This window comes from Blautia wexlerae DSM 19850 (genome assembly GCF_025148125.1).
Lineage (GTDB): Bacteria > Bacillota > Clostridia > Lachnospirales > Lachnospiraceae > Blautia_A > Blautia_A wexlerae.
On the sequence record NZ_CP102267.1, the window covers coordinates 1172907 to 1186419 of the forward strand.

Genomic DNA, 13513 nt, shown 5'->3' on the forward strand with positions numbered 1-13513 from the left:
GTAGTTTAATGAAAGACAAATTAAACAGATTCATGCAGGGGCGTTATGGAGTGGATAATTTTGCAAGATTCACTCTCGGTGTGGCACTTTTCGTCATTGTTGTAGGTTCTTTTATGAGACAAAACGCAGCCGGAGGCGTTCTGGATACAGTTGGATTTATTCTTATCATTTATACATATTTCAGAATCCTTTCCAGAAATATCTCTGCACGATATGCGGAAAACCAGAAATATCTGGGATATACTCAGAAAATCCGCAGCCGGTTTACCAGAGAAAAAAATATGATGGAGCAGAGAAAAACACATCATATCTATACCTGCCCGGGTTGTGGACAGAAAATTCGTATTCCCAGAGGAAAAGGACAGAAGGTAGAGATTGAATGTCCGAAATGTCATGAGAAGTTTATCAAAAGACGTTGATTTGCTGCAAACACGCTCTGGCAGATCATCATAAGTTATGGGCTGGAGGAATTATGTTTGGTTATATAGTAATGAATAAGCCTGAAATCAAGTTTAAAGATTTTGATCTGTACAGATCTTTTTACTGTGGATTGTGCAGAGAACTCAAAAGTAAATATGGAATATCAGGACAGATTTCTCTGACTTATGATATGACATTTGTGGTGATTCTTCTCAGTGCGCTTTATGAGCCGCACACACAAAAGGGAAGCACAAGATGTATCATTCATCCGGTCTGTAAACAGCCGGTCAGAAGAAATATAGTGACAGAATATGCGGCAGATATGAATGTACTTCTTACTTATTATAAATGCCGGGACGACTGGGAGGATGAAAAAAAAGTAACTGCTCTTGGTTATTCAAAAGTTCTTCAGGGAAAAGTGAAAAAACTGGATCAGAAATATCCGGATAAATCCCGAAGAATACAGAAGCTTCTCAGTGAATTGTCTGAGATGGAGAAATCCGGAGAAAAAGACATTGACAAAATGGCGGGCTGTTTCGGAAAAATTATGGAAGAGATTTTTGCATGGAAACAGGATGTATGGGAAGATACTCTGCGCAGAATGGGATTTTTTCTTGGCAAATTTATTTATCTTCTGGATGCATACGATGATGTGGAAGAGGATATAAAAAATAAAAATTACAATCCTTTTTCAGAACAATATATAATAGAAGGGTTCGATGAGCAGGTACGCCGGATTCTGATCATGATGATGGCGCAGACCTGCAGGGAGTTTGAGAAACTTCCTATTATAAAATACACTGATATTTTGAGAAATATTCTTTACTCAGGGGTATGGTGTCGGTTTGAGGTGATACATAAGAAGAGAAAAGAAGCAGGAGAGAAAGATAATGATTGATCCGTACAGTATACTGGGGATTTCCAGAGATGCATCCGATGAGGAAGTGAAGAAGGCATATCGTAAGATGAGCAGAAAGTATCATCCGGATGCCAATATTGACAATCCGAATAAAGAACAGGCTGAGGAGAAATTCAAGCAGGTTCAGCAGGCTTATGAGCAGATTATGAAGGAAAGAGAGCAGGGAATCGATTACGGGAATTATGGCAGCAATAATTACGGTGGTTTTGGCGGATTTTCCGGACAGGCAGACTCTGGCTATCAGGATGAAGAGTCTATGCGCAGGCAGGCGGCAGCCAATTATATCCAGAGCGGTCATTATCGTGAGGCTATGAATGTTCTGCAGTCACTTTCACAGAGGAACGGACAGTGGTATTATCTGTCTTCCATGGCAAACATGGGACTTGGAAATAACGTAAATGCATTGAATGATATTAAGCAGGCTATCCGTCTGGAACCGGATAATGTACAGTATCAGATGGTTTTGCAGCAGATGGAAGGCGGAGGAAACTGGTATCAGGAGATGCAGAATCCTTTTGGAGGTATGCCGACAGGCGGTGATGATTATTGTATGAAGCTGTGCCTGGCAAATATGGCATGCAGTCTGTGTTGCCCGGGAAGCGGCATATTTTGCTGCTAAAACGTTATTGTTCACTCCGTTCTCAGTAACGTAGTCAAAATTCATTCCAGATTGCCTGCGGCAATGGAATTTTGGTAATAATTGGATTGACAATTAAAAGTGAAAATATTACTATAGTAAAGTGATAATGTGCAACTGTAATGATATGCAACAGTTGCGAACATATAATTAAAGTTACAGGAGGAAATCATAATGAGTATTCGTATTGGTATTTTAGGCTACGGCAATCTTGGCCGCGGTGTAGAGTGCGCAATCAAACATAATCCGGATCTGGAGCTTGTTGCTGTATTTACACGTCGTGCTCCGGAAACTGTTAAAATCCTTACAGAGACAGCAGCGGTATATTCTGTCAATGATGCCGAAAAAATGAAAGATAAGATCGATGTACTTATCATCTGTGGCGGAAGTGCAACAGATCTGCCGAAACAGACACCGGAATATGCGAAGATGTTTAATGTAATTGACAGCTTTGATACACATGCAAGAATTCCTGAGCATTTTGATTCAGTAGATGCAGCTGCAAAAGAAAGCGGTCATATCGGAATTATTTCAGTGGGCTGGGATCCGGGAATGTTCTCACTGAACCGTCTCTATGCAAATGCAATCCTTACAAACGGAAAGGATTATACATTCTGGGGCAAGGGTGTAAGCCAGGGACACTCAGATGCAGTACGCCGTATCAAAGGTGTAAAAGATGCAAAACAGTATACAATTCCTGTTGAAGCAGCACTGGAAGCAGTGAGAAACGGAGAAAATCCGGATCTTACAACAAGACAGAAACATACAAGAGAATGCTTTGTAGTTGCAGAGGAAGGTGCGGATCTGGCGCAGATTGAGAATGATATCAAGACTATGCCTAACTATTTCTCTGACTATGACACAACTGTACATTTTATTTCTGAAGAAGAACTGAAGCGAGATCACAGTGGAATCCCACATGGCGGTTTCGTGATCCGATCCGGAAAAACGGGCTGGAATGATGAGAACAATCATGTGATCGAATATAGTCTGAAGCTGGATTCCAATCCGGAGTTTACATCTTCTGTACTTGTTGCATATGCAAGAGCTGCATATCGTATGAATAAAGAAGGACAGAGTGGTGCGAAGACCGTATTTGATGTGGCACCTGCTTATTTATGTGCTGCTGATGGTGCTGAATTAAGAAAGCATCTGTTGTGATCAGGGATATAAGATAATATTCTGTCTGTTGAAAAAATAAAGAGAAAACAGGTATACAGGTTATATTTCACAGTATTATCTTGTGAAAAGAGACAAAGTATTTGTGTACTTTGTCTCTTTTTTTATGGAACAGACTGTGAAAAATTAGTGAATGTTTAACAGAATTTTACTTGTCTGTTGACGGGATATTTAAAGTGTAATATAATAGAGTCATAGAAACGTAATAACATTGTAAAAAACTTTGTTAAACCTTAGAGCGTATCTGAGAAGTATGTGAGATATCAGAGCGATACCCACGATTCATACTTTTCAGACACGCTCTGATAATGAAAAAAGAAAAGGAAGGTATGTATGCAAAACGTAAACAGGAAGTTTAAAATCTGGGGGGCACTTCTGTTTCTGCTGTTTTTTGCTGTGGGAGTTTCCATGTATTTTACTGCGGCAAATGTACAGGCTGCAACGAAAACAGGTTTTGTAACTATTAACGGAGAGTCATACTACATAAATGAAGATGGCTCTAAACAGAAGGGCTGGCTGGAACTTGAAGGAAAGAAATATTACTTTAACACAAAGACCGGTGTTCAGGTAAAGGGCTGGGTTACTGACAGTAAAGGACGAAAGAGATATTTCAGTAAACAGGCTGGTATCATGATGACAGGCTGGGTCACTGATTCAAAGGATCAGAAAAGATATTTTAATCCATCTACCGGATTCATGCAGACGAAATGGCTGACATTGAAGGGAAAGAGATATTATTTCTACAGTAACAGTGGAGTGGCTGCCTGCAAGACATTCCTTACAGACAGTAAGAAAAATACCAGATATTTTACAAGTGCATGTTATATGCTTACCGGTTGGACAAAGAATTCCAGCAATGAATACAGATATTTTGAAACTGAAGACGGAATTATGGCAAAAGGTTTCCAGACACTCGACGGAAAAAAATATTATTTTAATACAGGCAGCGGCAAGATGGCTGTAGGCTGGACGACAATTGATGGAAATAAGTATTATTTTGATAAGGAAACAGGTGTGATGGCTACCGGAGATGTAACAATTGATGGACAGAAATACCATTTTAATTCCAATGGTATATTGAGCAATACTACAAGTCCGACCGGTTCCAGAACAATCAAGAATTATCTGGCAGGTGCATTACAGCCTGTTGGTCAGGCTTTGTACGTATGGGGTGGCGGATGGAATGATTCCACCAGAAAAGGAACAAGTCAGACAATGACTGATTTCTATAACAGTCAGAGCAGCAGTTATGATTACAATAACTACAGAGATCTCAGCACAGCCAACAGAGCAAAAGGTTTTGACTGTTCCGGTTTCGTAGGATGGTCAGCTTATCAGGTAATGCAGAGTAAGTCCGGTGTAGGAAGCGGATATACAGTAGTTTCCGGTGAGATTGGTTCTTATTATAAGTCCATGGGCTGGGGAAGTATTCTCACTCAGGCGAATCTGGCAAGTGATGACTGGACAGTATATCCCGGAGATGTGGGATATGACAGTGGACATACATGGATCATTCTCGGACAGTGTGCTGATAAGAGTGCAGTGATCGTGCATTCTACCCCGAATGCAGGTGTTCAGATTGCAGGTACACCTACTCCGTCCGGTGGTTATTCCAGTCAGGCGATTGCACTGGCACAGAAGTATATGTCAAGATATCCGGGATATACCAAGTATGATTATCATACTTCATCTGGTAACTATATCAGAAGAGGTAATTATCTGAGATGGAACAGAAGTACGCTTTCTGATCCGGATGGGTATATGAATATGACCGCAGACCAGATTCTTGCAGATCTGTTTAGCTGAGAAGTGAATAGTTAAGAAAATGGAAGCAGCTTTCGAAAGAGGAGGCTGCTTCTTTTTTTGCGTTCTGTAGTAATTCCATAAATAATGCAAACAATCCAATCCACTATAGCGTGAAGTCCTGCTACGTTACTGTCCACTCCGTTCACAGTAACGTAGCCAAAATTCATTCCAGATTGCCTGCGGCAATGGAATTTTGGTTTGTATGTCTCGGGATTTTGGCATATTCATGCCAAAACACCTCGCGGGATAGTGGTGTGTGAACAGTAACCCTGCATCAGATATCTTTGTCCTGTGTTAAATTATTACAAACATGAAATGGAATATGTTTGAATTGTAGAAAGAAATGCGAAGAATAACAAAAAGATTAATAAATGTTACAGAAATATAAAATTTATGGTAATTAATCCTTGCGTTTTTGAGTGTGGTGTGTTAATATGTATAAGAATTAACTTAGATATTGCAAAAACATTAAGATATAGAAAGAAAATGTTACGAGGGTGAGAATTCATGAAGAAAAGAATTGTATGTCTTACATTAGCACTCCTGATGAGCGCAACACAGGTTGTTAGTGTAAGCGCTTCAAGAGAGGATGAATTGAGAGAAGAGCAGGCGATCACAAGTCAGCAGCTGGATGCGACATATTCCAGAATGGATGAGCTTGCATATGCGAAATCACAGCTTGAGAATGAGATTTCCGAACTGGATTCCAATCTTGTAAGTGTTATGGTTTCTATTGATACTCTTAAAGGAGATATCGATAATAAAGAAGTAGATATTATTAAGACAAAACAGGATCTGGCTAAGGCTCAGAAGGCGAGAGATAAGCAGTATGAGAGCATGAAGCTTCGTATTCAGGCACTGTATGAACAGGGTGGGGATGCAGCGTGGTTTCAGATGATGCTTAATTCAGAAGATTTGAGTGAACTTCTGACACGTGCTGAGAATACACAGCAGATGTATGAGCAGGACAGAAAGAACCTTGATAAATATGTGAATACTATTAATGAGGTAAATAATTTAAAGACTCAGTATGAATCTGACAAAGCAGAACTGGAGGAGATGAAGGCTTCTTATGAACAGCAGTCTTATGATCTTCAGTGCCAGATTGATCAGAAGAAATCTGAATCAGCCGATTATGAGAATGAAATTGCATATGCACAGCAGCAGGCGACAGAATATGCAAATCTGTTAGCGGAACAGACAGCTGAAATTCAGAGACTGGAAGCTGAGAGAATTGCAGCAGAAGAAGAGGCAAGACGACAGGCTGAGGAAGAGGCTGCAAGACAGGCGGCAGAAGAAGAGGCAGCAGCAAAAGCTGCAGAGCAGGAACAGGACTCCGAATCAGAAGACGAAGAAAATATAGAGTATGATGAAGACGGAAATGAGATTGAGAATACTGATGATGCGGATAATGAATCTGATGAGTCTGAATCAGATGATGGTGTAGAATATGATGAAAATGGTGATCCTGTTGACAATGCAGGAGCTTCCGATGATGTAGAGTACGATGAGTATGGCAATGTGATTGATTCTGATAATACAGTTTCACCAGATGATTATGAGAGTGAACAGTCATCTGATTCAGATAGTTCTTCATCTTCAGGTTCAGGATCAGGATCTTCTGTAGTAGACTTTGCAACACAGTTTGTTGGCAATCCATATGTATGGGGCGGTACAAGCCTTACAGGTGGAGCTGACTGTTCAGGATTTACACAGAGTGTATATGCAAACTTCGGAGTAAGTCTTCCGAGAACTTCTTATGAACAGCAGAATGCCGGTACAGAAGTATCTTATGCTGATGCACAGCCGGGTGATTTAATCTGCTACGGTGGACACGTTGCAATCTATATGGGGAATGGACGTATCGTTCATGCATCGAACTCTGTAGATGGAATTAAGATCAGTGATAACGCAGCGTACAGAACGATTGTTTCTGTAAGAAGACTGGTATAATTAAATAAGTATAAATAATTAAATTTATAGGGGTTGAAAAGGAGTATCGCTAAGGGGGCTGATGCTCCTTTTCTTTATGTATAAGTTACCATTATTCCGCGAGGTGTTTTGGCATGAATATGCCAAAATTCCGAGACATACCGCGCGAATTTATGCGATTAGCATAAATTCTGTGCATCGCGAAGCGTGTTGCTGTGAACGGAGTGAACCGTAACCATGTATAATATTTTACCGATTTTCAGGTGGATTTTACCTTGACATAAAATTGGATGGATAGTACAGTTTATGTAACTGAAGAGATACATATAAAATTTTAAATCTGTTTTTGGAGACATCAGCGGGAAAGAATATTCTCATGAATTATCCGGATTATAGTTGAATAGTGAAAGCGAGGAATGATAAATGGCAAATGACCATGTAGAACACATAAGAATTGTACAGGAAACAGTTGCTGGCAAGGAGATTACTTTTGCACATGTAATGGGAGGGCCGGCTCCGGTCATATACCAGAAGCTTGGACTGAATCCGCAGGTGGATTACCGTTCATCTGCAATCGGAATTATGAATATGACACCGCCTGAATCTGCAGTGATCGCATCTGATATTGCGGTAAAAAGCGGAAATGTTTATCTGGGATTTGCAGATCGATTTACAGGCACACTGATCATTACGGGAGAGATTTCCGATGTAATGTCAGCGATGACTGAGGTTGTGGATTATTTCAGAGACACTTTGGGGTATGTAGTCTGCAAGATTACCAAAAGATAGGAAGTGTTGGGATGGCAGGGATGACAACCAGAGAATTACTGGAAAAGCTTTATAACCAGGATTATGAGAAATTAAAGGGAAAAAAGCTGCGTATGACCAGGGTAAGGGTTCCGGGAAAGGAAGTGTGCCTGGCGCATGTGATCAATCCTTCACAGAGCTGTATTTATCAGAATCTTGGTCTGCATATTGGAGTCCATGAGGGAGAAGACCACACAGGAGAAGCAATTGGAATGATTCGTTTTACCCCATGGGAAGCAGTGGTTGTAGCTGCTGATATTGCAGTGAAAAGTGCAAATGTAGAGATTGGTTTCATGGATCGCTTCAGCGGATCATTGATCCTTACGGGAGGTCTGACGGAAGTTCAGACTGCAGTGGAAGAAGTGGTGAAATTTTTTAGAGAGGTGCTTGGCTTTAAGACTTGTGCAGTTCACAAAAGTTAAAACATACGAAAAGTCAGTTATTCTGTACCGATGGTGCTTATGTAACTGCCGGAATAGCTGAGAGAAGTGAAAGGGACAGACATTAAATATGAAGAAAATATTTCTGATGGGCAGAAGTGAAGCAGGTAAGACTTCATTAACGCAGGCATTAAAAGGCGAAAAACTTCATTATGTAAAAACGCAGTATACGAATACGGATGATGATACCATTGATTCGCCGGGAGAGTATGCAGAGTCCAAGCATTTCAGCGTAGGGCTGGCCTGTTTTTCTTTTGAAGCAGATGTGGTGGCAATGGTACAGTCAGCAGATGAACCTTTCAGTTTGTTTGGCTATGGCAGTAATGCATTTATTCTGAGACCACTGATAGGAATCATTACGAAAATAGATTCTCCTTATGCGAATGTTCCAATGGTGCGTCAGTGGATGCTGAATGCAGGATGTGAAAGAATTTTTCTGGTAAACAATGTGACCGGAGAGGGGATTGATGAGCTGAGAGCGTTTTTGAATGAGGATGTTCCAAAGCTGAGTCTGGAAGAAGCAAAATTCAGACAGAGTCTTGGTCTGAATGAATGGGATCCGCTGCCGGAAGGTGTGGAATATTGAAAAATATATTGATAAATAGTTGACAAGCTTGCTGCAGGGTGTTATTATAATGACAGTATAATTCCATACAGAACATATTAAGTGCTGATACTGTGAGAAAGAACAGTACAGAAAGAGGGAATCAGGTGAGAAACCTGAGCGATCCGGTCACTGTAACAGAGGAGCAAATCTCAGAATGTCCATTGTGCCATAGCATGAGAAGGAGAGAGGAGCGATGAGCCTGGAGCCAGGAAACCTGCTTGGTATGGCGAGGTTAAACTTCCGTGTAAAGTGTAACAACCAACTCCGTTGAATCCGCAGCTTCGGAGTGTTGTCTGCTTTTATCTGAAGGCAGACATTTTTTATGGAATGCGCCTGTTCTTTATGAATTATACATGATTAAATGGCAGGCGATACTACTTCGGATTTATTCGTTCCCTCCGCGCACTCATGAACGGATTTTTTTCTACCCCGGGGTAGCATCGCTCCCTCTTATTAATTTTAAATGTATGATCTGTGAAAAATACTGTAATGAATTTTCAATGCTTTGTTATGTGAAGAGAAATTGATAATTTATTAGAGTATTTTTTTTATTTCGTCCTCTGATGGGTGGGATTGATGGAGACTGAGAAAACGGAATTATTCTGGAAAGATAAAAACTTGCAACAGGAGAGGAGAGGTAGCAATGGAGAAACCTTATTGGGAAGGGAAAGAATATTCTTATTTCAGTCATAAGAAATGTGAATTTTTTCCGTGTCATAAGAATGCAGATCCGGATGATTTTAACTGTCTGTTCTGTTATTGCCCGCTATATGCCCTGGGTGAGAAATGCGGTGGGAATTTCCGGTATACGGAAAAGGGAATTAAAGACTGCACAAACTGTATGCTTCCGCATAAGCGAAAAAACTATGGATATGTCACAGGAAAATACCAGGAACTGGCTGATATGATGAAAAGAGCAAAGGAAAGTATCAGCAAATAAGAGGAGAATGCGTCGCTGCTTAGAACGGAGTGAACAGTAACAATGTGTCAGATTAGCACAAATAAGAAAGAACGATTTTCATTGTAATACAATGCTTGTTCTGCTAGAATAAGGATAGCAAAAGAGAAGAGTCTGTAAGATTTTCAAGTCTGTTCTGAGTTAGTATATAAAGCATTTCACACACATTTTCCACACTTTTCACATGCACAGAAGAAAATGCATCACAGGCATTTGACGTCTTTTCCTGGCGACATTTTCTTGTCGGCAGAGCTCTGCATTTCTACATAGAGCCGTCGGAAAACAGGGAAAATTCACTGTTTTCCGACGGTTTTTGTCATTGATCATGGTTGAAAAACAAAAAAGATACTGATATAATGATATTATATTTATGTAAGGGAGTTAACTACTACATGAAAAAAAGAAATACAGCGATACGCGCATTGTCAGTTTTTCTGGCTTATTCAATGGTTTGTACATCGGTACCCGCTGCGGGTCAGGAAATGTTTGGATCCGGAGTCAACAGGGAGACAGAAGAAAATACATCAGATCTGAAAGACTTTCAAAGTTCACAGGCAGATGAATTTGGAACAGATACGGGATCGGATGCAGAATTGTTCGGAAGCGATGATGCAAAACAGGAGTTTCAGGATGGAGAAAACTCAGAAGAGGGTACAGACGGAATCAGGTATATTAAGGGTCGTCCGTTGACAGAAGAGGAAAGAAAGGAAGAACTGGAACCCTTTAAAAATTTAAAACCTTTGGATCCGGGAATTGAAGTGGAGAGTGATCTGACATCAGTTTATGCTGCATATGGAAACAGGGAGGCTGCATTTCCATCTTCCTATGATGCCAGAAAGGAAGGATTAGTTACGCTCGTAAAGAATCAGAATCCATTTGGAACCTGCTGGGCTTTTGGTATGGCAGCAATCATGGAGACTTCGCTTCTGGCACAGAACAAAGGAACCTACGATCTGTCAGAAGAACATTTATCATATTTTTTCTCCAACAGACAGAATGATCCTCTTGGAAATACCCCCGATGATAAGAATTATGTACTGGGAAATTATCATGTAATAGGAGGTAATGATCACCTGGCGGCTATTTATCTCAGTACATGGTCGGGAATGACTACAGAGGCCGATGTACCATTTCCTACGGATTCTTCGCATCAGCAGGATCTGACTGTACAGATTCCGGGAAGTAAGGCTTATAATTCAGCGGCATATCTGAAAAATGCATCTGTTTCCAAATACAGTGAGGAACGTATGAAGGAAATGTTGCTGAATGACCATGCAGTATCCATTATGCTTTATATGAAGGAAAATTATGTAAACCCGGACACAGCAGCATATTGTTATCCTGTTGGAAAATCAAATTCGACTGTAATTAATCATATTGTGACAGTGGTCGGATGGGATGATACGTATTCAAAGGATAATTTCCTTCCTGTTTCCAATGTAACATCTGATGGTGCGTGGATCATCAAAAACAGTTGGGGGGAGAAGAAAGGAGACGGAGGATATTACTATCTTTCTTATCAGGATCCCAATATCAGTAAACTTGTAAGTGCAGAGGCAGTGGCTGCTTCGGATCAAAAGTACAGGAATAATTATTTTTATGATGGTTCTTCAGCACTTTCAGTGATTCCGATACAGGCGGGACAGTCAGTAGCAGCAGTTTATGAGACAACTGCAGGAAAGGGAAAAGCAGAAGTCCTGGGGGAGGTTAATCTTGTTACAAACAGTGACAATGCCTGTTACAAAATTCAGATATACACCGATCTGACAGATCCATATGACCCGGAAAGCGGGACCGCTGCATATGCTGCTCCATATGAGTTTGAACAGCCAATCGCAGGTGTACAGACTATTAGTGTACCAGAGGTGGTTTTGAAACAGGGAAGCAGATATTCTGTTGTGATCACAAACAGTGGGACTGACAAAATCAGCTTTGGAGTGGAAGCAAAGTCCAGTTATGGGAACTGGTTTACCTGTACGGCGGGGATAGAAACAGGGCAGACATTCTATAAGAGTGCATCGGAAACGGCCAGGTGGACAGATGGAAAGACGAAAAACTGGACGGCAAGGATCAAGGCACATACAAGGACCCTGAATCAGTCATGGGTGCCGGATACACCGGTATTTCAGGTGAAGGCATATAATTCCGGATATAACCTTATTTCATGGGAAAAAGTTTCCGGAGCTACAGGATATTATGTGTACAGAAAACCTGCAGCAGGTGGAAAGTGGTCCAAAATTGCAGATGTCGGGACATCGGAATTAAAATATAAAGATAGTAAGGTTACGGCTAATGCATCATACCGTTATACAGTAAAAGCATATTATGAAGCATCCGGAAAAAGATATTCAGGTAAATATAAAACCGGCGATGTGATTAAAGCAGCACCTGCAGTGCAGAAGGTTACTTCTGTGAAATCTGAGAAAAGTGGAATCCGTATCCGGTGGAAGCCTCAGAAAAAATGTGACGGCTATTATATTTACAGAAAGAAAAAAGGTGGTTCCTATCAATTGATAAAGAAAATTTCCAATGGAAATAGTTCTTCTTATCTGGACAAAAAAGCACAAAAAGGTGTATCATACTATTATGCGGTAAAAGCATATGTTAAAGAGCCATATGGAAATACATACAGCAAATATAAAAGTTCATCTGCTGTAAAAAGAAAATAAGAAATGAAGGAAAGAGATTATGAAGAGAAGGTTTGGAACAGTAATAGCAATGGTACTGTGCTTTATTCTGACAGTGGTTTCTGTTTATGCGGATGACGGAAAGGGTCAGAATCCGGATTATGTAACAGATTATTATATGATCGTACAGAGTACACAGGGCGGGGTAGATATTTATGATGAAGCAGACACTCAGAGTGTTAAACTGAATGACAGCAAGATTCCAAATGGAACTGCCATTCACGTTCTGGGTGAGAAGAATGGAGCAGACAATAAAAAATGGGCATATACACAGTACCATGGAATGAACGGATATGTTCCTATGGATGATCTGGATCCGGCTTCCAGAGAAGAAGCTGCCAATGAGGAATATCGTACTTTCGGAGGCAAAGATGTGGATTTCGAAGTAAAGGTTCATGGAAACGTATCGGTTTATAACGGACCTGGAGAGAAATTTGATCAGGTTTCAGGAACAGAGGGAATCGCAGATGGGACAACTGTACATATTTTTCAGTATGTTCAGGGAGAAGACGGAACAAACTGGGGGAAAACAGACACAGATGGTGTGACACAGGGATGGCTGAATCTTGATCACGATACAGATTACGTAAATGAAAATGCATCCGCAGATGCACCGGAGGCTACAGGCACATCAGGAAATGTTCCGGTGGCTGCTGTTACACCAACACCGGAAGCAACTCCAACTCCGAAAGCCACACCAACACCAGAGGTAACACCTACAGAAAAAGCGACACCGACACCGGAGGCAACACCTACAGAAGAAGCAACACCGACACCGGAGGCAACACCTACAGAAGAAGCAACGCCAACACCGGAAGAAACAGAGACGCCTGCTTCGACAGAAGACAAGGAATCCGATGATAAGCAGAGTCAGAAAACATCAGGAAAGAATGTAAAAGCAGATTCAGGAATGAAGAATCCTGTAATCTGGATTAGTGGTATCGGGATTATTGTTATCATAATTTTACTTATTTATTTCCTGAAGAAGAAAAAGTAAGAGTTAAAATCATTAAAGAATGCCGTCGACGGCAGAGAACAGTTACAAAATAAACAGGGGAACTAAAAGAGCAGCGCATCGGATGATGCAGCTGCTCTTTTTAGAAAATGTGTGTGTATAATTG

Annotated in this window: 12 protein-coding genes and 1 riboswitch; all 12 genes read left to right on the forward strand. The window is 40.7% G+C overall.

Annotated elements, in window-relative coordinates:
• The first annotated feature begins 8 nt into the window (after window positions 1–8).
• Window positions 9–419 (forward strand): TFIIB-type zinc ribbon-containing protein, encoded by a 411-nt coding sequence (locus NQ550_RS05440; RefSeq protein WP_022381070.1) that lies wholly within the window; start codon window positions 9–11, stop codon window positions 417–419.
• A gap of 53 nt (window positions 420–472) precedes the next feature.
• The gene (locus NQ550_RS05445; RefSeq protein WP_025581121.1) at window positions 473–1318 is read left to right on the forward strand and encodes a DUF5685 family protein; all 846 of its coding nucleotides are present in this window, start codon (window positions 473–475) and stop codon (window positions 1316–1318) included.
• Complete coding sequence (locus NQ550_RS05450) at window positions 1311–1958, forward strand: DnaJ domain-containing protein (protein WP_022381072.1); 648 nt, start codon at window positions 1311–1313, stop codon at window positions 1956–1958. Before NQ550_RS05445 ends, NQ550_RS05450 begins: the two co-directional genes overlap by 8 nt.
• 192 nt (window positions 1959–2150) lie before the next feature.
• Window positions 2151–3137 (forward strand): diaminopimelate dehydrogenase, encoded by a 987-nt coding sequence (locus tag NQ550_RS05455; protein ID WP_008705602.1) that lies wholly within the window; start codon window positions 2151–2153, stop codon window positions 3135–3137.
• A gap of 351 nt (window positions 3138–3488) precedes the next feature.
• Complete coding sequence (locus tag NQ550_RS05460) at window positions 3489–4961, forward strand: N-acetylmuramoyl-L-alanine amidase family protein (protein ID WP_020993378.1); 1473 nt, start codon at window positions 3489–3491, stop codon at window positions 4959–4961.
• 507 nt (window positions 4962–5468) lie between these two features.
• Entirely contained in the window at window positions 5469–6914 is a 1446-nt protein-coding gene (locus NQ550_RS05465) for a C40 family peptidase (RefSeq protein ID WP_025581058.1), read from the forward strand.
• A gap of 402 nt (window positions 6915–7316) precedes the next feature.
• Window positions 7317–7682, forward strand: a complete 366-nt coding sequence (locus NQ550_RS05470) for a BMC domain-containing protein (RefSeq protein WP_008705595.1) — start codon at window positions 7317–7319, stop codon at window positions 7680–7682.
• 11 nt (window positions 7683–7693) lie between these two features.
• A complete protein-coding gene (locus NQ550_RS05475; protein WP_008705594.1) occupies window positions 7694–8122 on the forward strand; it encodes a BMC domain-containing protein in 429 nt (142 codons plus the stop codon).
• Window positions 8123–8210: 88 nt separating this feature from the next.
• Window positions 8211–8726: a EutP/PduV family microcompartment system protein gene (locus NQ550_RS05480; protein WP_008705593.1), complete on the forward strand. Its 516-nt coding sequence runs from the start codon at window positions 8211–8213 to the stop codon at window positions 8724–8726.
• 62 nt (window positions 8727–8788) lie between these two features.
• Window positions 8789–8983: riboswitch (cobalamin riboswitch) on the forward strand.
• Window positions 8984–9390: 407 nt separating this feature from the next.
• Window positions 9391–9687 carry a cysteine-rich small domain-containing protein gene (locus NQ550_RS05485; protein ID WP_008705592.1) on the forward strand — a complete coding sequence of 99 codons (297 nt, stop codon included), beginning with the start codon at window positions 9391–9393 and terminating at the stop codon, window positions 9685–9687.
• 410 nt (window positions 9688–10097) lie between these two features.
• Entirely contained in the window at window positions 10098–12374 is a 2277-nt protein-coding gene (locus NQ550_RS05490; protein ID WP_025581059.1) for a C1 family peptidase, read from the forward strand.
• Between the two features lie 19 nt (window positions 12375–12393).
• Window positions 12394–13389 carry a hypothetical protein gene (locus tag NQ550_RS05495; protein WP_025581060.1) on the forward strand — a complete coding sequence of 332 codons (996 nt, stop codon included), beginning with the start codon at window positions 12394–12396 and terminating at the stop codon, window positions 13387–13389.
• The last annotated feature ends 124 nt before the right edge of the window (window positions 13390–13513 follow it).